The organism is Novosphingobium sp. NBM11 (genome assembly GCF_015390225.1).
Classification (GTDB): domain Bacteria; phylum Pseudomonadota; class Alphaproteobacteria; order Sphingomonadales; family Sphingomonadaceae; genus Novosphingobium.
The window spans coordinates 214,996-235,198 of sequence record NZ_VUOG01000003.1 but is presented as its reverse complement, the minus strand read 5'-3'; the positions used below and the strand labels follow the sequence as shown (position 1 = coordinate 235,198).

The 20,203-nt window shown below is 65.5% G+C and carries 21 protein-coding genes; 14 read left to right on the top strand and 7 right to left on the bottom strand.

Going from position 1 to position 20,203, the window contains the following annotated elements:
• Positions 1-118: 118 nt before the first annotated feature.
• The 5 genes from F1640_RS21475 to F1640_RS21455 are packed head-to-tail and all read right to left on the bottom strand — an operon-like array spanning position 119 to position 8,400.
• Positions 119-2,566 carry a DEAD/DEAH box helicase family protein gene (locus F1640_RS21475; protein WP_194917675.1) on the bottom strand — a complete coding sequence of 816 codons (2,448 nt, stop codon included), beginning with the start codon at positions 2,564-2,566 and terminating at the stop codon, positions 119-121.
• Positions 2,563-4,470, bottom strand: coding sequence for a TniQ family protein (locus F1640_RS21470; protein WP_194917677.1), 1,908 nt, complete (start codon positions 4,468-4,470; stop codon positions 2,563-2,565). The genes F1640_RS21475 and F1640_RS21470 overlap by 4 nt, the downstream gene beginning before the upstream one ends.
• Entirely contained in the window at positions 4,467-5,597 is a 1,131-nt protein-coding gene (locus F1640_RS21465; RefSeq protein ID WP_194917679.1) for a TniB family NTP-binding protein, read from the bottom strand. Before F1640_RS21465 ends, F1640_RS21470 begins: the two co-directional genes overlap by 4 nt.
• Positions 5,594-7,711: a DDE-type integrase/transposase/recombinase gene (locus tag F1640_RS21460; RefSeq protein ID WP_194917681.1), complete on the bottom strand. Its 2,118-nt coding sequence runs from the start codon at positions 7,709-7,711 to the stop codon at positions 5,594-5,596. The genes F1640_RS21465 and F1640_RS21460 overlap by 4 nt, the downstream gene beginning before the upstream one ends.
• On the bottom strand, positions 7,708-8,400 hold the full coding sequence (locus F1640_RS21455; protein WP_194917748.1) for a hypothetical protein: 693 nt from the start codon (positions 8,398-8,400) through the stop codon (positions 7,708-7,710). The genes F1640_RS21460 and F1640_RS21455 overlap by 4 nt, the downstream gene beginning before the upstream one ends.
• A gap of 43 nt (positions 8,401-8,443) precedes the next feature.
• Between F1640_RS21455 and F1640_RS21450 the strand changes: the two genes are divergently transcribed.
• The 13 genes from F1640_RS21450 (at position 8,444) to F1640_RS21390 (ending at position 16,162) form a co-directional block, all read left to right on the top strand.
• On the top strand, positions 8,444-9,334 hold the full coding sequence (locus F1640_RS21450; RefSeq protein WP_194922096.1) for a hypothetical protein: 891 nt from the start codon (positions 8,444-8,446) through the stop codon (positions 9,332-9,334).
• Positions 9,331-9,663: a DUF3768 domain-containing protein gene (locus F1640_RS21445; protein WP_047100239.1), complete on the top strand. Its 333-nt coding sequence runs from the start codon at positions 9,331-9,333 to the stop codon at positions 9,661-9,663. Before F1640_RS21450 ends, F1640_RS21445 begins: the two co-directional genes overlap by 4 nt.
• Before the next feature lie 135 nt (positions 9,664-9,798).
• Positions 9,799-9,993: a hypothetical protein gene (locus F1640_RS21440; RefSeq protein ID WP_037486138.1), complete on the top strand. Its 195-nt coding sequence runs from the start codon at positions 9,799-9,801 to the stop codon at positions 9,991-9,993.
• The gene (locus tag F1640_RS21435) at positions 9,990-10,319 is read left to right on the top strand and encodes a hypothetical protein (protein ID WP_047100240.1); all 330 of its coding nucleotides are present in this window, start codon (positions 9,990-9,992) and stop codon (positions 10,317-10,319) included. Before F1640_RS21440 ends, F1640_RS21435 begins: the two co-directional genes overlap by 4 nt.
• Before the next feature lie 140 nt (positions 10,320-10,459).
• Positions 10,460-10,948 (top strand): hypothetical protein, encoded by a 489-nt coding sequence (locus F1640_RS21430; RefSeq protein WP_047100241.1) that lies wholly within the window; start codon positions 10,460-10,462, stop codon positions 10,946-10,948.
• Positions 10,938-11,636: a hypothetical protein gene (locus F1640_RS21425; protein ID WP_047100242.1), complete on the top strand. Its 699-nt coding sequence runs from the start codon at positions 10,938-10,940 to the stop codon at positions 11,634-11,636. The genes F1640_RS21430 and F1640_RS21425 overlap by 11 nt, the downstream gene beginning before the upstream one ends.
• A 59-nt stretch (positions 11,637-11,695) precedes the next feature.
• Entirely contained in the window at positions 11,696-12,013 is a 318-nt protein-coding gene (locus tag F1640_RS21420; protein WP_194921794.1) for a hypothetical protein, read from the top strand.
• Between the two features lie 143 nt (positions 12,014-12,156).
• On the top strand, positions 12,157-12,747 hold the full coding sequence (locus F1640_RS21415; protein ID WP_231727414.1) for a MucR family transcriptional regulator: 591 nt from the start codon (positions 12,157-12,159) through the stop codon (positions 12,745-12,747).
• A gap of 169 nt (positions 12,748-12,916) precedes the next feature.
• Positions 12,917-13,420, top strand: a complete 504-nt coding sequence (locus tag F1640_RS21410) for a DUF736 domain-containing protein (protein ID WP_030541254.1) — start codon at positions 12,917-12,919, stop codon at positions 13,418-13,420.
• Between the two features lie 186 nt (positions 13,421-13,606).
• Positions 13,607-13,870 carry an antitoxin gene (locus tag F1640_RS21405; RefSeq protein WP_047100244.1) on the top strand — a complete coding sequence of 88 codons (264 nt, stop codon included), beginning with the start codon at positions 13,607-13,609 and terminating at the stop codon, positions 13,868-13,870.
• An 11-nt stretch (positions 13,871-13,881) separates the two neighbouring features.
• Positions 13,882-14,280 (top strand): type II toxin-antitoxin system VapC family toxin, encoded by a 399-nt coding sequence (locus tag F1640_RS21400; RefSeq protein ID WP_206694964.1) that lies wholly within the window; start codon positions 13,882-13,884, stop codon positions 14,278-14,280.
• 138 nt (positions 14,281-14,418) lie between these two features.
• Complete coding sequence (locus tag F1640_RS21395) at positions 14,419-15,579, top strand: YecA family protein (protein WP_206694920.1); 1,161 nt, start codon at positions 14,419-14,421, stop codon at positions 15,577-15,579.
• A 262-nt stretch (positions 15,580-15,841) separates the two neighbouring features.
• On the top strand, positions 15,842-16,162 hold the full coding sequence (locus tag F1640_RS21390; RefSeq protein ID WP_042469252.1) for a single-stranded DNA-binding protein: 321 nt from the start codon (positions 15,842-15,844) through the stop codon (positions 16,160-16,162).
• A 48-nt stretch (positions 16,163-16,210) separates the two neighbouring features.
• Here the strand turns inward: F1640_RS21390 and F1640_RS21385 are convergent, their stop codons facing one another.
• Entirely contained in the window at positions 16,211-16,591 is a 381-nt protein-coding gene (locus tag F1640_RS21385; RefSeq protein ID WP_047100247.1) for a hypothetical protein, read from the bottom strand.
• A gap of 753 nt (positions 16,592-17,344) precedes the next feature.
• Positions 17,345-18,715, bottom strand: coding sequence for an IS1380 family transposase (locus F1640_RS21380; RefSeq protein ID WP_066763960.1), 1,371 nt, complete (start codon positions 18,713-18,715; stop codon positions 17,345-17,347).
• A 352-nt stretch (positions 18,716-19,067) separates the two neighbouring features.
• Here F1640_RS21380 and F1640_RS21375 point away from each other — a divergent pair, with 352 nt between their 5' ends.
• Entirely contained in the window at positions 19,068-20,045 is a 978-nt protein-coding gene (locus F1640_RS21375; protein ID WP_030541261.1) for a DUF2493 domain-containing protein, read from the top strand.
• Positions 20,046-20,203: the final 158 nt, after the last annotated feature.

Genomic DNA, 20,203 nt, shown 5'->3' with positions numbered 1-20,203 from the left:
TGACATTGGCGGTTGCAGGCAGTATCTGGCGGCCTTCGAGAACCATAAATCTCATTCGCAGAATCGGTTCTCGATTCGCCGGTGGCCCCCGAGAATCGATAAGTGATTCTGCCCCGGATTACTCGATGGTGTAGCCGAGCGCGCGATATCCGGCCTGACGCTTGGCGGCCATGCGTGAGAGCATCGGGACCGCATCGTCGACATAGTCATAGACGAGCACGTCAGTTTTCCCGGCGTGCCGCCGATGCAGGCGCCCGACATACTGCGCGAGCGTCCCTTTCCAGGAGATCGGCATGGTCAGGAACAGCGTGTCGAGACGGTCGTCATCGAACCCTTCGCCGATATAGCGGCCCGTTGCGAGGATGAGCCGCTCCTCGCTGTCAGGCACACGCAGTGCCGAGTCTGCCACCTTGCGTTCCGCTGCGCTCATCCCACCCCGCAGCACCACGAGATTACGCACGAACCGGGATAACCGGCCCTGCAGATATTCGAGATGGTCCTTGCGCTCTGTCAGGATTACTGGCGAGCGCTTCGCCTCCAGGGCACGGAGCACGTCATCGAAGATAAGATCGTTTCGGGCCTCGTCCTGCGCCAGCGCGGCATAAACCGCCGGCATCGGCGGTCTGTCCATGATCGCGAGCGGCTGCGGCAGCCGGAATGCTGTGCGTCGTTGCCGTGTGCGATGGGCGATCCCCCGGCGAGCGGCCTGGGTTCGCGCATCTACCCGATAGCGGATCGGGCCGCATTGCATGAAGATGATCGGCTGATGCCCATCCTTGCGCGCAACCGTGGCGGACAGGCCGAGCACGAACCTGGCCTTGGCGCGCCGGGCTACAAGTTCGAAGCTCGCCGCGGACAGGTGATGGCATTCGTCGACGATGAGGTGACCATAGTCGCCAACCAGATCCGAGACCTCGCCGTGCCTTACGAGGCTCTGTATCAGCGCCACGTCGATCACGCCCGTAGGCTTTCGCTTGCCACCGCCGATCGTCCCGATCAGCTTCGGATCGATATCGAGGAACGTTCGCAGCCGTTCGACCCATTGGCTGACCAGCTCCTTACGATGGACGAGCACGAGTGCATTGACCCGCCGCTTTGCGATAAGGTGTGCGGCCACCACCGTCTTGCCGAACGCCGTCGTCGCGGCCAGCACCCCGTCATCATGTGGATCGAGCGCCTCGACCGCCCTTTGCTGGGGTTCTTCGAGATCACCCTGGAAGGACAGGCCGTCCGGGAGCGGAGTCCCTGCCATTCGCTGGTCGTCGATCCTGACAGTGCTTCCATGAGCAGCTATAAGCGCAACCAGTTCGTCGAGGCATCCTCGCGGCAGCCCGATATGTTTCTGGTGAAGCTCCGCGCAGGAGATGATCCTCGGTTTGCCGAACGTCGGCAGGCGCATCGCCTGCGCCCGATAGAACTCGGGATTCTGGAACGCCGCGAGCCTGACGATCTGCGCGGTTAGCGCCGCCGGCAACCCAGTCCGGTCGATGTAGACCTGATCGCCCAGCACGATCCCAAGTGTCTCGGGCAGCGGTTCGGCCACAGGCAACAAGGGCGGCCGCCGGGACGGTGTCATCCGCCAGGGCTCGGCGGCATGCTCGTCCTCCACCGGCATCCGCACACCCAGCACCCGCCCGCGCATTTCCGCGTCGGCCACCATGCGCGCGGCGTCGTGCGCATCCAGCTGCGACAGCGAAGACAGGAACGCCCATTGATCGGGATAGGGGCGCAACTGCTCATCCACGAACAGGCTGTTTCCACGCCGGCGGGCATGCCCCTGCAGCGGCAGCGCGATCAGATTGCCGAACCCGCCGAGCGGCATGGTGTCCTGGCTCGGGAAGAAGCGATCATAGGAGCCGAACCCGATCTCCGGACGCCGCTCCATCGTGTCGGTCAATAGCGATGCGCCCAGCGCGCGGGCGGTTCGTGCCGGCACGGCGTCGGCGAAGAATATCCAGACATGGCCGCCATTGCCGGATCGGGATCGCTCGAGCGCGGCGGACACCCCTCGCAGGCGGCAGGTTTCCATCATGGCGAGCGCGTCCTCGGCCCAGCTCGCCTTGTCGAAGTCGGCCGCGAGGAACCGGCAGCTCTCGTCCGCAAGCAGCGGGTAAACGCCCGCCACAAAGTCGCCCGCGTCGGATCGCGATACCGCCCGCCCACGCAGATGTTTGTCGATCACCTCGTCCGTCACGGGCAGGAACGCCTGGTGCGCGCACTCGCCGCATTTGACCTGCGGCTTGTCACAGAGTCCGCGTTTCCACTCATTGCCGCAGGCGGGCGCATAGCCGCCGCGCCCGGTCTTGCGATTCTCCCAGCGCAGTGGGAAGACATCTTCACGACCGGCGAACAGCCTGCGGAACAACGCGACCTTCTTGCCTGTCGGCGATGTCGCAGTTACCGGAGGATCGGAGAACAGGGAGATCGCATCAGCTTTTCGGTGCTCGGTCGATTGTTGCGTCGCGACGGCATCCAGCGCTGCGATCACCGCCGCCCGCTCGTCATCCAGGGCCTTGAGCCGGGCCCGCAGCCGCGCCGCTTCATCTGTGCCGGCAGATCCGTTCACATCGCTGCAGTCGTTTCGGGCAACCGATCACGATAGACTCCACGGATCACTTTTTCGGCGCTCTCGCGGTGATAGAAGGGCTGCAGCTTTCGGCTTCCAACGATCGCCGGCACCAGACCGGCGCTTCGCAGATGTTGATGAACCCTGACGGCATGGGTAGCTTTGCTGGGGATACGCGCCAACTCGGCAGCACTGACGAAGCGCGCACCGAACGCTTCGACCTCCGCTCGCCGTAAGGCGGGCACGATCCTGAGCCGTGTCTGTTTCCTGTCGATTGTCAGCCATCCCATTTGTTTGAGCTTTGCAACCGTCGGGATGGTCACGCCGAGGTGGCGCGCGGCTTGCGCCATGAGCATGAACACCGGATCATCCTTATATTCGAGGCCGGCGATCACCGCGTCGGTATCGACCAGTATCTGCGCAATGCCTCGTTCGCTGCGTAAGCGGCCCGTTGCCCTGATCTGGCCGCGCAGCAGCCCGCCGATAATCGCCTCCGAGGACCGATAACAGATGCGCACGGCGCGCAGGATCGTCTCGCTGCCCGGTGGCGGCGCTGTGACGAAGGGCGCATCGCCGTGCAATGCAATGAGGAAGCGGTCGAGATCGGCCAGACGATACTGTGCCGGGATCGACGCTCCACCAAGCGGGAAGGCGCGGGGAAGATAGCGTCGCGTTATGAGCGCCTTGAACAGCCCGAGACCGACGCCGAGATAACGCCGTGCCTCCTCGGGAGAACAGGACTCGCGGAAGAAGGCCGTCAACGGCTCCTCGAGGGATTTCGGCACGACCATACCCCGGGCGTTGCTGGACAGCGAGTCGATCAACCTCAATGCCGCAGCTACGGTCGCGACCCGTTCAGCGGATACGCCGCAGAGCTTCGCCAGACCGCCTAGCGTGGTGAGATCGCCTTCTGTTGCGGGTTGGCGGAACAACATCGTGCCTGCTGTTATCGGCACATTCTTCACCACATGATTCTTGACGGTCTCCCGGATTGGCTCGAGAGCCGGATTGGTGGACAGGCCGAGCCAGTATTGCAGACGCCCATAGACACCCACGGGCGTCAGGCGCTTGAGCGGACATGCTGCCAGCATCCCGTCCAGCATCTTTTCGAACTGGTTGGGGAAGTCCTCGCAGACCGCAAAGCCCGCCGCCATGGTGCGGGCACGCTCCGCAGGCTCCTGCCGGCGCCAGCTGACGATTAATCTGCCCCAGCGTGCGACCGAGCCCACCCATTGCATGATCTCGGCGGCGTCCGCGAACGCCAGGCTGTCGAGGAACGCGTGGGAGATGCAGGGGCCATCGCCAAGCCTGCCGACAAGATAGGCATCGCCGATCTTGCCGTCCGACGTGATCGCTTCAGTACATTCCTGCGTCAGATCGTGCCCACATGTGCAACGCGCTGGTGACAGGTCCGAACGGCGGAACGCGTGCCGACAGGCAGGACATGTCGCCAGCAGCGCCCGACCATGATGAGGACAACTCGATACCTTCGCCAGATCCCACCAGGAGCGCCGCCACGGTCGACAGGCGACCGGCCCGTGACCCTGCTCGATATCCGATCGCATGCAGTCCGGGCAGATACGGGCGAAGTGACAACTATAGCTGATATTGCCGCTGCGGCTCACCAGCTCACCTGCAAGGACGCTCCCACCCTCGGTCTGCATTATCGAGTTACGAAGCAATGTTTCGAGCGGCACGCCGCTGAGCCGCGCGATATCGTGAAAGCGTCGCCCACGCTCCATATCCCGAACGAAGTCGGTCCGGTCGACCAGCGGCACCTGACGCGCAAATTCCAGCTGGGTTTCACAGCCATGCCGCAGGGCAAGCCGGTTGAACAGTGCCCAGCCTGGCTCGAACGCTGCCGGCCGCACCCGCAACGCAAGTCGAGTTGCCGATGCTGTCATAATCCCTCGCGCACGAAGGGCCGCAGGGGTTGCGCGCCGCTTCCGCGCAGCTTTGTGACGCGGCTCATATTCCTGGGCGACGGAGGTACGGTGTCGCGCAGCCAGATCTCGCGTAGGCGTTCGGCCGAACACAGGAAGGGGTTGTCGTGGCGGGCCGGGCCGCCGCTCGGAACTGACGGTTCATCCTCAAGGATCGCATCGAAGTCCAGCATATCCCTGACGTCGGGCTCATAAATCGGATGCCAACCCGCATGAACTTCTCCCAACAGGTTCAGATCGATCGACCGTCGGCCGATCGCCAGTGCCACGCTCAGCGCCTGGCTCAGATATTTGGAGACGATCCCGATCTCGCCGCCCGTCGCGACGTAGATGCGTTTCGCCATCTCATGCTTCGCGAGGCCGGACGCATCCGGCAACCCCATCATCTTCTCCATGACGCCAAGCACGCCAGAGAACATCGTGCGGCCGCTCCGGGTCGCCCAGTCATAGGGCTTGAGGATGATCGTCGGTTGCAACCGACGGCGCAGTTGCATCGTCTTCTCGCCCGGCACGGAGATGTCGAGCAGCCGGGGAAGACCCGCGATCACGATCTGGACTTTCACACGGTTGAGCAATGACTTGATGAACTCGGTCACTTCCGCCGTCATGTCGGGATTATTCTCGTTCACCATGTGATGCCCTTCATCGATGAAGATCATCTCGGTGCCCGTCTCCTCGGCATAGAAGGCGATCTTCTCGATCACCTCGCTGGTGTTCCAATGGTCCCGCGCACGATAGCCGTAGGCGCCGAGGATCGCCCCTACCAGCGCCCGTCGCGTCGTCCGTTCCGGTGCTTCAACATAAACAATGCGGCGGATATCGGCGTCCTCTGTGGCGCTGTCGGGATAGTCGGCCATATAGTCCTCGAGCGCCGTCGTCTTGCCGGACCCAGCAGAGCCGATGATGAGCAGGGCCCGGGCCTTGAAGCGTCGGCTGTCCTCGCGCGGGCGGTATCGGCCATGTAACTCGCGGATCGCCGCCTTCGCTTCCATGTGCCGCGTATGCGGGATCACCGTGGTCTCGAACGCAAGCACGGCGTCGGGCACCGCTGGCCGTGCCGATAACTTCGCGGCGCGATGATGTGTCATCGCCTCGGGTCCGACCATTGTGCAACCAGAGCCTCGATGTCCGCGTCGAGATCTATCACGGGAGGCGACGGCACCGGTGGCTGTTTCGTCGCACGTGGTGCGGTTTCTACCGCCGGTGCCTGCGTTCCTATTTCAGGCGGTCCCTTTTGGCCTTCGATCGGCGTGAAGTAGCGACCGTCGGTCTCGTACCGCGCTGCCCGCGTCTTGCTGCGGACTTTACTCGCCTCACTTTGCAGCTCTCCCGCCGTCTGTTCGGCAAAACCGCGCGCTGCTTCGAGATCGGCGACCGTCACCGGCGCATTCTTCGGCAGGCTTCGCTTTGCGATCGAGCGATGGATCTTGTGCTGATATTTGGAGACGCCCCGCGATATGCTCTGGTCGACACACGGGATCATCAGCCATTCGCCGCGCTCGTCGTCGAGCAGCCAGACCTCACCCAGATCATAGGGATCATAGCGTAACTCCCAGTCTTTTTCCAACCCGCCGCGGCGCGCCAGCAGCGGTTCGAGCTTCTCCCGATCAGCATAGAGCAGCCCCTCATATTGGATGCCGATGTTGGAGATGCGCCGGAAGAAGGTCTCTCCGGTCAGCCGTACAATATGGTCGAAGTCGGGAACTGGGCGCACCGGGTAAAGCGCGCTGAGTTCTCGCCAGCGCTCATAGGGCGTGCATTTCAACGTATCGTGGACGCTGTGATGATAGTCGTCGACGATCCACTTGAGGATACGACTACGCACATCCTCGAGCGACAGCCTTGCCCGCGCCACCGGATCATAGAGATCCATGGTCCGCGACAATGTCGTGCCTTCCTCATGGCTGAACACCTGCACGCCGATGGTCTGGAACACGCGCTCGACCGCGCCCTTCAACCATGGCATTTTCACCGGCAGATTGACGATGCCGATGTCGAGCATCCTGGCGGCCGACTGCAGCGATTGCGACCGGAACTCCTTGCCGTTGTCGCAGATCAGCCATTCGGGCACGCCGTGGCACGGCCAGTCATGCTCAATATCGGCGAGCCCGGAGAGATCCTTCTTCCACAGGGAATGGGCAAGCGCTCTCTGAAGTGAGGCATAGGACGGCGCCTCGAAGCTCAGATGCACCCCTATAATCATGCGGGTGGCGCGATCGAGAAGCGCGGTGAGCCAGGGCCGCCCCAAGGCGCGGCCGCTGTCCGGATGCACCACCACCAGATCGATCAGGCAATGATCCACCTCCACTTCTTCGAGCGGCCGTTCGGGCGGGCTCCGCCGCTCGAAGATGCCGAACTTCAGCCAGGCGGCGCGCCGGCCGAAGCGACGCTCATATTCCTGCCGCTCGGTATAATTGTCGCGGATAAACACGCGGAAGGTCCGGTCGCTGACCGCAGGAACATTCTGTTCGCGGCACAAATCGACATAGCGGCGATAGGCATAGTTCTTCCGCCGCCGCGGCATGCCCAAATACCAGACTTCGACGGCCTGCCGCATGAGCTTGTAGGTATCGGGATGATCGCCGTCCTCGCGCGCATAGCGGGGTTGGCGTGCCCCGCGCCGATGATAATGCGGGATCAGGAGCCGGACATCCCGGCCGTGCCGGCTCCATACGCTATACCACGCCCGCACTGTATAGGGATTGGGCCGGGCCGCTTCCTTGGTGCGGCGCGGCTCGCCGTTCCCTTTTCGCCGCTCCGCGGCCATCCGGGCCGCAAGCGCGGCATCCTCGCGTTCCCATTGTTCATGATGCGCGGCGAAGACAGCCTCAGCGGCAGCGGCATAGGCGCCCATGAGTGTCGGGTGCTCGCCGCGAATCGCGTCGACCATGCGTACATAGGTGTCCCTGCGCTCGGCCTCGCGGCGGATTTCTTCGGGCCAGAACTCCCAGGTTTTCTCCAGCGTCTCGGCGATCACCTTGGGCAGGCCGTCCGCATTGCAAGGATGATGCGCCAGCCGCCGGGCGCCATAGACGATGTCGATTTCATCGTCGCTCCATGTTCGCGCATCGCTGCCGCTCTGCGGTCGCAGAAGATAGCCACGGCGCTTGCGCTCGATCACCAACCAGAGCGCCACCTGACCTTGATCGTCCCGGATCGAGAGCGTGTCGCCTTGCTGGAAGCACATCGGCGTTGCGTTCATTTCGCATTCCTTCCCCGCATGAGGACCGTGTCGTCATCGAGCGGTCGATCGAGATCCACCACAAGCTCGCCGACTGCCACGAGGCCGAGCACAATGTTGACATGCACGGGTCGGCCGCCGAGTGCCTCGGCGGCTGCGCCCAGGTTCGACGGAAAGGGGAGGCGGGTGATTATGGTGTGTATCGCGAGGAGGTTTTCTGCCGCCAGCACCGCCACCGTTGCGCGCAGCCGTCGCGCATTCGATAAGCGTGGCTGTCGCCGGATATCGGTGTCGAGCCACATCTCGTGCCGGGCCCCACGTGCGACGCACTCAGCTTCGATTGCTGGCAACCGTCCGCCCAAGGTCGGATCAGCCGCCAATCGTGTGGCCAGTTTTACCTGCCGGTAGATGACTTCGCCGCTCACCGTCTCCAATCGGATATCGGGGGTGTAACGCCGCTGTCGGCCTGCTTCCGTCCAAACGAACGTTGCCGGTTGCACCCCGAACTGCGCAACATCGGGATCGAAGTCGAGAAGCAGCAGCGCATCGCGCTCGAGCAGGCTCTCATAAGGTAGCGCATCGCCAGCCTTGATCGACTGATACCAGCCCGTGCACGATCTTTGCCCCGGCCGTCCTGCCGGATTTCGGGCGAACCGCACCGTTGCGCCAGAACGCAAACGGGCAGATTTGTCGGTCACGCCGGCATCCACTATTCTCCTTGCGGGAACGACTCGAATTGCCGGTTCAGTATAACTGCTTCCGCAAAGGGCGTTAATCGGTTCCGCTCAGACCCTGCTCGTCGAACTCGAATCGCGGGGAGAGCGGCCGGACCTGGTTCTCACCGCCGATCCCGGCGCCGAGAAGCCTGATACCTACGAATACCAGAAGTTGATCGCGGCGTGGATGGCCGCGCGGCGCATCCCTTATGAGGTGGTCCGCTACGTGCCGCAGCGCTTCAAGCACTGGCCACCCTATTACTCGATCCTGGCCAACGTGCTCACCAATGCGACGCTCCCCAGCATCAGCCTCGGCCGGCATAGCTGTTCTCTCAAGTGGAAGGTCGCGCCGCAGGACGCCTACCTCAAGCAATGGGCGCCGGCCCAGACCGCGTGGCAGCGAGGCCAGAAGGTCGTTCGGCTGATCGGCTACGATGCCTCGCCTGCCGACACGCGTCGCTACGCGCATGTGTCCGCGCTGAACGATCCGCTGTTTGAGTGCCGCTATCCGCTGCGCGAGTGGAACTGGAACCGCGACCGGTGCGCCGCGCGTATCGAGCAGGCCGGACTTCCGATCCCTCCGAAATCGAGCTGCTTCTTCTGCGGGGCCATCCAGCCGGACGAAGTACGGGCGCTGCCAACCTGGTGCCTCAGGCTGATCGTGCTCATCGAGGCGCGCGCGGAGCCTCGGCTGCGCACCGTCGAGGGGCTCTGGCGGCGTTCAACCAGGACAAAGCCCGGCAGGATCACCGACTTCATCCGCGGCGAGCGGCTGCTCCCGGCCGCCGAGATCCAAGCCATTCGCCGCGATGCGCCCACCGATCTCATCCGGTTCCAGGATGCAGCGAGCATCGTGCCGCTTTCCGAGCAGCCGACGATGGAAGCCTGGATCGAGACCTTCAACGCTGGCCTGATGGAGGCTGCATGACCGACCAGCTATCCCGCATCGCCGAACTCAACGACCGCTGCCGGCACGGCCTCGATCCGACTGCCCGCGTCGTCATCACTGCGGCTTGCCTCGCCGCATTCGCCGGCGAGCTCTCCGCCCAGGCCGAGCTGCTCTCGGCGATCCGAGGTTACGCATTCACGCGCGACGATGGCCCGGAACGCTCTCGCGGGGAGTTCACCGTCCGTGGCCAGGCCGTCCATTTCGCGATCGACTATTACGACCGCGCGCTGGAATGGGGATCGGAAGACCCTGGCGATCCGCACGTCACCACGCGAGTCATGACGATCATGCTGCCCGAGGACGACTGAACCTGGGGAAAGGGAAGGGGGGAGCGGGTCGGGGCAGTAGGCGCGTAAATGCAAGTCGGACTCTACCCTGCAAACGCCCCGCGCCCGCTGCAGACGCGCCTTTCCGCATCCATCGTCCATCCAAGGGAGAAGCCCATGCGCCGGATCGCCTCCGCCACGCCCGCTGACGGGCACGCCATTGCGATAGCCGTTGAGCGGCTGCGCGAAGCACGTACCTTGCTTCGCCAGGCCGGAGCGCGTCAGGCTGCGTCGGCCGCCGGCAAGGCGATCAGCAGCGCCGAAGGCGCGGCGCGCCATGTCCAGCATCGCATCCGGAGGACGATGGAATGAGCCGTCACGACCTTCAGCCCAAGCCGGACCGCCCAGACGTCGTCCGCGCGACGGTCGGATGGGACCGGCCGCTTCAGACCTTCTTCGCGCAAGTCTTCTTTCGCACCGAAGACGAGCCCGCAGAAGGCGAGCCCCTCGTCTGGATCGGCACGGAGCCGGGCGAACTCCTCTCCGCCGAGGCCGCGATCGCCGTTGTCGCGCCTCATGCCATCATTCCTCCCGATCTCCACCGGCAGCTCACTGCCGATATGCAGTCGTCCATCGGCGTCGAGGATGGCAGCCAGCAAGTCGCCGCCAAGCGCTACCTGTTCGGCTCGACTCACTGAAGCTGCAATCAGACAGGTGCCGGCGCGGCCGAGCCGCTGCCGCCACGATCCTTTCCAAGGCTCGATCATCACCGGTCCCGCGATCACCGCGCGGTGGCCGAACGTGCGCGCTGCGCCGCGCCCAACCAGAGGAGACCATCATGGCCGACCGGGTATCCGCCTCCATCGTCATCGGCGGCGCGCTTGACGCTCCCGCCTTCGCAGAACTTGCCGAGCTCATCGCCGCCGAGCGCCTTGCCGTCGAGTGGGACGGCGATCCGTTCGAGCCGGAACATCGCGTCGACGGCGAGCCGCTTCGCCTGTTTGCGCACGAAGTCGCAGGCGGTCGCTTCGAGGAGATCGAGGACTGGTGCGTGATGCATCGCGTCCCCTTCGTACGCTGGTGCGGGGGCTATTCCGGGCAGTGGGGACCCGAGCGCGTCGTCGCCATCGGCGACGGCAAGGCGGTGTCCTATGCTGTCACCGAGGACGACGAGGTTGTTATCAGCCGCAGCACCATCGCGGCGCTTGGCTCGCTCGATGCGATCTTCGCTCATTTCGATGCAGCGGAATTCGTAGTGCCGGCGCTCGTCGTTGCGGATGCCGCTCCCGCGCTCCCCCCGACTGCGGGAGCGCACCATGTCCAATAGCTACACCAAGGCGGCGTTCGACCTGACCGTCACCGTCGCCGAGGCCGACATGCTACGCCGGGTCATCGCCGCGGTGGATCTGATCGACGGCACCGAGGCCGGGAGCGACGTTCGCGACGCGCATTATGCCAGCCTTGGCAAGGACTTCGCCCACCTATTCCCGCGCGGCGACGAGGACCCGTTTGGGGGATTGCTCGACCTCTTTGAGGATCCGCAATATCCCTATGTCGATTTCCATGTCGCGTTTAACGAGGCCGACCAGCTCGGCCAGGTGCTCGTGACCTTCTCCGGCGAGCAGTTCGGAATCGATGTCGCGGCCAGGCTGATCCAACGTTGCGCGCGCTCGGCGCTGCCCTTCGGGTTCGAATGGGCGTCGGATTGCGACAGGCTGCGGGTCGGGGAGTTCGGCGGCGGCTATGTCGTCATTACTGAACACCGCATCAGCTATGGCCACACGACCCAACTTCTCGATCGCGCAATTGCCCGCGCGCGCGACGAAGGCGTCGATGGATTCGTCCTCGCGATCCGCGATCCGCAGCACGGGCTCAGCTTCTGGAACGACGATACCGGCTTTGACCGATTGTCGCGCGCGCGGGTCTTCAGCGAAGCCGAGGCCGCGAACCATGACGTGCCGCTCGCGCACGACCAGCCCGAATGGCTGGCGATGCCGGAGCCCCTGCGCCTCTGATCCGAACGTCGCGATTGCGCGATCGACACAGACGTATAGCATCGCCGCCGGAGATGCCGATGACTTCGATACCCACCGATCACGACGCGATGCTGGCGGCGCTGACCCGGCTGATACCGATCGCGATGAGCGATACTGGCCAGTCGCGCCGGGTCGCGAACTTCCTGATGGAGTGGTGGAACGGGCCGGAACTCGGCCATTTCGAGATCGCCGACCTGTTCGGGCTGGATGTCGCTGTCGCCAACGACATTGCGACCATCGTCGGCTATCTCGGACAACGCCCCGGCGCCATCTACATCGACGCCCTCGGTTTCGCCGAGGAGATGCAGGATATCATCGCGCTCTGGGGCAAGCCGGTCTCGACTTCGGCGACCTGACCGGGCGCCAGCACCCGAATTTTTCGGACCGAGGCCGCCACAGACACCCCAGGGGCGCCAAACCTTGCGCGGCATTCATCGCGCGCCATAACGGACGTCGTCGGGCGAAGATCGCCAGGCGTATCCTTTCGTGGGAGGTGCGGTTGCCGGAAGAGAACAACCTTGTCGCGATGACGATCGAAGTCGTCGCAAGCTACGTGGCGCACAATAATATCCGACCCGAAGACGTGCCGGACTTCATCGCCAAGACCCACGCTGCGATCGCCGGCATCGCCAAGGAACCCGAAACACCCGCCGAAGAGACACCGGCAGCCCAGTCCGAGTTCACGCCGGCCGTCTCCGTGCGCAAGAGCCTCGCCTCGCCTGATCACATTCTCTCGATGATCGACGGCAAGCCCTACAAGTCGCTGAAGCGACATCTCAGCGGCCACGGCCTGACCCCTGCCGAATACCGCGCCCGCTATGGCCTCAAATCCGACTATCCGATGGTGGCGCCCGGTTACTCGGCGCAGCGGCGCGAGGTAGCCAAGCGTCTCGGCCTGGGTCGCAAGCGGCAGGAGCCCATAGCGCCCGCCGAGGCACCACCGCCATCAGGTGACGCCGCGCCCGCTCCGCAACCGAAGCCCCGCGCCCGCCGCGCCAAGGCCGAGGACCCGTCCCCCGCCCAGGCCGGCGCCAAGACACCGCGGCGGCGCAAGCGGGAACCCGCAGACGCTGGCGCAGTCGAGGCCTGAGGGTTCGGGCCGAGGCACCTGCGACGACGGTACGATCCCGACGGCGCCGAAGAGGCGCTCGTCGGAGCGGCGCTGACGCGCCTTACTCGGCCGAACGGCCGAGGAGCTGAGTGGGTGAGAGAGAGTGTTCGGACAAGGGGTTCGAGCGCTCAATCTCAGGAGACTTCCCATGAACATCGGCACCATCACCCAGAACGCCAGCGGCACCTACACCGGCAAGATCTCGACGCTCACCGTCGCGATCGTGATCGCGCTTCGGACGGTCCAGTCGACCAACCCGCGCGCGCCCAAGTTCGAAATCCTCGCACTGTCGGCCGCCCGCCAGTGGGTGCAGGTCGGCGCGCTTTTCGAGCTCGCCTCCAACTCGACCGGCGAGACCTTCCTCAACGGCAAGATCGAGGATCCGAGCCTCGACAAGCCGCTCTACATCTCGGCGTTCCGCCAGGAGGATGGCTCCTACAACATCGTCTGGTCGCGTCCCACCCGCCGCCGCGAGGCGCCCACCGACACGGTCGCGACCGACGACGGCCTGCCGCCGCTGCCGGGGACCGAGCAGCCGGCCGCGCCCGTGGGAACCGACGGTCTGGGTGAGTCCTCCGCCGAAGGCGCGTTCGGCGGCAGCGAGCCCGCGCCGGGCGGCCGCCGGCGCCGCACGCCCGAGATGGCGGACTGATTGCCGCCAACCGATTGGCGCGCAGCTGCTCTGCGCGCCGGCGCCACGACAGGGCCTGCTTCGCCTCACCGCGAAGCCGGCCCTTTTTTTGCCAGCGTGCGAGGACGTTCTCTGCCCCTCGGCAACACATCATTGAACAAATCCGTCCGGTGATGTATATGCCAATGTATATGCAAGGAGTCTGCCGTGACACCCGATCATGAAGCAACGGTCACCAGAGAAGCGAAGCTGTTCCGCAACAACAAGAGCCAGGCAGTGCGCATCCCGGCCGATTTCGAGCTGCCTGGGGACCGGGTCATGATCCACCGGGAGGGAGATCGACTGGTCATCGAGCCGATCCGCCGCCGAAACATCGTCGAGGTCCTTGCGAGCCTCGAACCCCTTGGCCCCGAGGATGAATTCCCGGACATCGACAGCACCTTGCTTCCGGCCAAGGCCATCGAATTGTGACCCAGCTCTACATGCTCGATACCAACATCGTGTCGGAACTCGCGCGAAACCCGCACGGCGCCGTAGCCACCCGGATCGCGCAAGTCGGTGCCGATTCGATTTGCGTCAGCATCATCACCGCGGCCGAGCTGCGCTACGGCTGCGCGAAGAAGGGGTCCCCCAGGCTCCTGGCCCAAATGGAGGCGATCCTCGGCAGCGTGTCCGTGCTTGCGCTCGATGTCCCGGCGGACACTGAATATGGCGGTATCCGAGCCGAGCTGGAGAGCGCGGGCAAACCCATCGGGCCCAACGACCTCTTCATCGCGGCTCATGCCTATGCGCTCGGCGCCACATTGGTGACCGCCAACATCGGCGAGTTCTCCCGCGTCCGGGCCCTCAAGGTGGAGAATTGGCTGAGCGACGTCCATTGAGGCGTTCGCACCGAGTGACGATAGCTCCCCAAAGTCGCCGGTCCTCGCCGTCTGCCCGGCACGCCGTCCAACCCTGTTCCGCTCAACCTCCAAGACATGCCGATCCAACCGCCTCCCGCTCCGCACCCCTCGCTGTTCATGCCCCTGAACCGGCCGCCCCGCGTACACCGCCTGCCGAAGATCGGCCGCAACGACCCGTGCTGGTGCGGATCGGGCAGGAAGTTCAAAGCGTGTCACGACGGGCGTGAGCGGCTGCCGCAATTCAACCACCACCATGTTGCCGAGGCGTTCCGCAAGGAGCTGCGCCGACGCTACTGCTCCTATGCCGGCGAGGCCGGCGAGCCATGTGGCGCCGAAATCATCGGCGCCCACACCGTTCAGAAGGAAGGCGGGCTGCGCGCGATCTCGCGCGCTGGGAAGGTCTATTCCCTTATCGCGACGATGGGCGGGCTCGAGAAGAATGGTGGCCGCCTCGACCCGCGGCTGGTGGGCATCGGCGACGCTTCGGTCTTCCCGGGCTTCTGCTCGACCCATGACAACGATCTCTTCAAGCCGATCGAGGACAAGGACTGCGCGATCGGCGCCTGGGAGGCGCTGCTTTTCGCCTATCGCGCGGTGTCGTTCGAAGCCTTCTTCAAGCGCGCCATGCTTGCGGTGGCGCCGCTCTTCGCACGGTTGGACGAGGGCCTGCCCGTCGAGGACCAGGAACTCGCCCAGAACATGGCGCGCCATTTCCATCACGGCGCTCTCGCGGGCGAGGCCGGCACGCGCGCCCGGAAGGCAGCCTATGACGCGCGGGTCCGAGCCCGGGACGTGAACGGCTTCTCCTATGCCTGGACACGCTTCGACGGGCTCCTGCCACTGGTCTGCTGCGGCGCGTTCCTACCCGACAATGATCTGACCGGCCGCCCGCTCCAACGACTTGCCCATGGCAGGGGTCCGTTCGAGCAGGTCACGCTCAACATCACATCCTATGGCGGCCAGTCGGTCATCGTCTTCGGGTGGACCGGCGGGCCCGAGGGCCCGGCGGAGCGCTTCGTGCGGTCCTACCAGAACCTCGGGGACGATGACCGCGCCGCCGCCGCGGTCCGCCTTGGTCTCGAATATCTCGAAAACAGCTATCTGAGCCCGGCCTGGTGGGACGCACTGACCAGCGTCGATCGCCGCCGTCTCGTCCGCCATTCGGTCGAGACCCACGGTCCGCGTTCGGCGGCCGTCTCGCTCGGACTGCGCCAGCCAGTCCCCCATCTGCGCCTCCGCGTCATCGACCGGGGCGGAAGCCTGCCGACCTCGGTCTGAGCCGCCGGCCGGCGGTCAGTCGTCGCAGGGGCGCCGCGTCCCCAGGGCGCCGCGGCCTTCCTCCGCCTGTTCCTGCCACCTGCGGCGAGACAGGCCCGCCCCGCAACCCCTGCCGGTCGCCCGTGTTGCCGCTATCGCGGCTGCCCGCGCCAGCTCCCTTCAGGAGTTCCCCTCCGCTCGCGCTCCGGTGCGGAGCGGGCCTGCACGCCGCTCCCCGGTGGCACCGGCGGAAAGGCCGCTGGACCCAACAAGGAGCATCGCCATGAACAACGTCAACATCGCCGGCCGGGTCGCCAAGGATCCCGACACCCGCGGCAGCGTCACGACCCTCATCGTCGCGACCGATCGCGTGAAGCTCAGGGACGGGAAGACCTATGTCGACGAGGCGACCGGCTATACCGCCAAGGAAACCGAGTTCCACAAGGTCACCTGCTTCAACGGCCTCGGCAAGGCGGCGGCGTCGCGCGAGAAGGGCAATGTCGTCGCAGTGACCGGCCGGCTGCATTATTCGAGCTGGGAAGACCGCGACGGTATCACTCGCTACGGTTGCGAGATCATCGCGGACAAGCTCGACTTCTTCTGAGCGCATGCCGGACGGCGCTCCGGCGCCGTCCGGATCGGTCGAGCCCCGCTACCGCGCGTCAGCGTCAACGGGCGGCGCGAGCGGCGACACCGCGTTCGCATAGACCCACGCTCGGGCAAGCTGGCCGGTGAGCGGATCGCGATACATCACCAGGCGCCAGCGCCCCTGCCGCCTCTCGATCGCCAGCACCATTCCGTCGGGCGCCTTCAGCACCACGGCGCCCGCGCGCCGCGGTTCGCGCCGAAACGTCGCATCCCGGCTCAGCTCGGCCCTTGGAAGGTCCGCGACATAGGCTTCGTCCGCGCGCGCCTCGGCCTCGTGATAGCGACGTGTCTCTTGTTGAAGCGCCTCCGCCTTCTGGTTCAACGCGGCGAACGCCGCTTTCTCCTCGGGCGACTGATCAGGATGGAGGGCGGCGGTCGCCAGCAACAGGCCGAGGATTGCAGGCCGCTCGAGAGGCGACGCTGGTCGTCGAGCAACCCTGCGCTCCGGTCGACGATGCTGCGCGCGGCTTCAGAGATCGACAGCGCCCAGGCACTGCTGGTGAGCTGCCGGAAATCGCGCTGGTGCCGACGATCCCGCTCCAGCACATCGAGGACGCCGCGATAGGGAGCGCCGAAGTCCCGAGCCAGCCGCTTCGAACGTCGGCCGCCTCCCGGATAGCCTGGCCGGCGGTGCCGGCGCCGAGCAACTCGCGATGGCGCCGGGCGCGCTCGCGCTCCTCGCGCAGGAGGCGCTCGACGCTGCTCTCGGGAAAGCCAAAACGGATCCTTCATGCGCGCGATCCTGTCAGATCATCCCCATCCGCGCGACCGGCAATCGCCGCACCAGAGCATCCGCTGGAGGGCGGCGCATCCCGGCCCTTCGAGCTGCTCAGGCCGGGACCGGCGCTCTACTCGCCTCCGGCTCCCGGAGCCCCGCGATGCGCGGGTCTCCGCCCTTCGGGTGACGATCACCTTGCGGGGGGCCTGGCTGCACCGTGGTGACCAAAAATCTCTCTCTCTGACTTCCTAGCCCGGCTTATTCATGAGCCCGCTGCACTGGGGCGTGCCGGGTTTGATGTGTCGGTGGCCGCGTGATCCGGGCGCGCGGTTTCGGCGGCGTTTTTCGCCGCAGCAAAACCGATGGCTTTTCGAGGTTGATGGGCGATGGCTCGGGCTTTGTGCGGCACAGCCGCGCTGGCTATGTCGGCGCTGGCCGGAGACTGGTGGCGATGGCTTTGAACACGCCGGCGTCGGGGCATGCTGACGCGAAGGCGACACGGATGCGCGAGGCGGTCTCGATGACGCGGGCGGCGACCTTGAGCAGCCGCAGGCGCAGCGTTGCGAACTCGGCAGTGGCCAGAGAGGTGGCCTTGGGGATGGCCTGCTGGACGCGCCACATCAGCCAGTAGGCGGCGGTATGCAGGATGAGGCGCATCTGGTTGGCATTGGCCGAGCGGCACGAGGTGCGATCGCTGGCCAACTGGGTCTTGTGGCGCTTGATCAGGTTTTCGGCTTGGCCGCGCGCGCAATAGAGCGTGTCGTAAATGTGCTCGGGCGAGCCTTCTGTCAGCGAGGTGACGACATAGCGGATGTCCATGCCCAGCGTGCTGGCCTCAATCCGGGCGACGACGCGGCGTTGGCTCTTCCAGCTTTTGGCGCCGTAGCGGGTCTCGACATAGTTGCGCAGGACCGGATGTTGGGCCTGGGCCCGCTTGACCGCGCAGGCATCGGCGACGGCAACGATGGCCGGATCGGCCCGCAGCGCGGCGTTGGTCGGCAAGCCGAACACGTAATCGACCCCGGCCGCCTCGCAGAACGCCATGATCTCGGGACGGGCGTAGTGCCCATCGCCGCGGATGGTGATGTGGGTATCGGGCCAGTGCTGGCGGATATGACGCACCAGGCGCCGGATGTGGCCGGCACCTTCGGCACCCGACGGCGTCTTGCCAGTGCGCAGCAGCATCGCCACCGGCCGCCCGCTCGCGGTATCGTACACATGGATCGGCAGGAAGCAGCGCTCACCGTGATGTCCGTTCCAGAACGAGAGCTGCTGATAGCCGTGCACGACATCACACGTGTCATCGATATCCAGCGTCACCGCCGCCGGTGGGGCCGGATAGCTGGCACAGTAAACGCCGATCATCGCGACCATCATCCGGGCCAGTTCACGCGTGGTCGGTGCATTCTCCCAGCGGCTCATCGTCGGTTGGCTGGCCAGCCCCGCGCCCGATCCCGGCAACTTGCCCAGCGCCAGGCGGAAGCCCGGATCGTCGCGCAGGGCATCGAGATCATCGGCGTCCTCATAGCCACACGTGATCGCGAACACACGGGCACGCAGAATGTCATCGAGGCGATGGATCACCCGCGTCGGGTCACGCGGATCGGCGATGCACGCAGCAAGCTGCCGGCAGATCCCCATCGCGCGCTCGGCCTGCGCCAGCAGCAGAACGCCGCCGTCAGAGGTCAGCCGGCCACCGTCGAACGCGGTTGTGACCTTCTTGCCGCCAACCGCTGGAAACGAAAATCCCGGTGCGCTATCATCGCTCCCGGCGGGTGTGGTCCGTGGCATAAATTGCCTCGCTGAAGGACTGGTCTAGACACCCATTTTCCTACTGCAAAGCAATCGCTTACGCCACTCCCGCCAACCCTCTCACCCGCCGCGGTGAATAAGACAGGCTAGATATGACGTGCGGGGATTCGAGCCCGTCAAGGATGAGCGGTTCCCCCAATTTTCACGAGCCCGCAACGCCCGCTACGCGTCCGCTCCGCGCCCGAGAAAATCGGCTCCCCCGCTCCCCGCTGGCGCGGCGTTAACCGGGGTCCGGCTGCGCCGGCTTCCCGGTTAACGTCCCTGACTGCCCCGACCGCCGCACGTCGAAGGGGAAGCCTCATCGAGTGGATGAGATCCAACGGAGGCTATCATGCAGACCACTTTCACCAACTTCGCCGACCTCGCCAGCCACATCGCGGCAAGCCGAGAGAACGAGGAGCTGACGCAGACCTACGACGGCGCGTTCATCGAGCCGAACGAGATGGCGAAGCTCAGCATCGTCGACGCGCCGGAGGCACTCGACATGCCCGATCCCGAGCAGGTCCGGGCCGCCGTCGACATGATGATGCAGACGATGTTCGATGTCCTTCGCGACACGCGCATGGAGCCCTTCGCGAACGATCTCGCCTGGGGGTTCGCCAACAGCTTCCATGTCGTCGCCAAGCGGATCGAAGGGCGCGAGGACGATGCCGCCAAGAAGCTCGGCGAACTCGCCCGCAACTACGATCCGTCCGAGATCTACGCGACCGAACTGGAGGACACGCAGCTGCTCTGCCAGACCCTCCAGGGGTGCCGCGAGGCAATGGAATGCATGCGCGATCACGCCGCCGAGGTGTACCGCGTCGAGACCGGCAAGCCCTTCTCGCCGGTCCGCGGCAGCAGGGTCTCCAGCGCCCTCAACGCCTCGATGATCGACGCCCGTGACTATCTCGCGTCGCGCGCGCGGGAACGCCGTGAGCAGTTCGCACCCGAGGGTCCCGTAGTGGCCTTCTCCGGCGGGCAGGTCTGGGAGGATGCCGACCTCCTGTGGAACGGCCTCGACAGCATCAAGGCCCGCATCCCCGAGATGATCCTCGCGACAACCGCGCAGGCCAAGGGCTGCGATGCGGTGGCACACGCCTGGGCGGCATCGCGCGGCGTCAAGGTCATCCAGTTCCGTCTCGACCGCAGCCAGGGCAACCGCGCGGCCTTCGTCCGGAACGACCGCATCCTCGGCCTGAAGCCGGTCGAGGCGGTCATCTGCGAGGGCTCGGGCATCCAGCAGAACCTCGCCCAGAAGCTGCGCCAGGCAGGCGTGCCGCTGCACATCGTCCGGCTCGCCCACCAGCGCACCGCACGGCGGGCGTGAAGCCCTCGCGGAGAGGCTCCGGCCACGGCCGGGGCCTCTCCTCCTTTTGCTGCGTCAAGGGCGGCGCTCGGGGGCATCGAGCCCCCTCGCGCCGCGAGGAGCCGGCGCCGACGCGCAGCCGACCTGCAGACCCGCGAGGCGGCCAAGGGGAGAGGGAT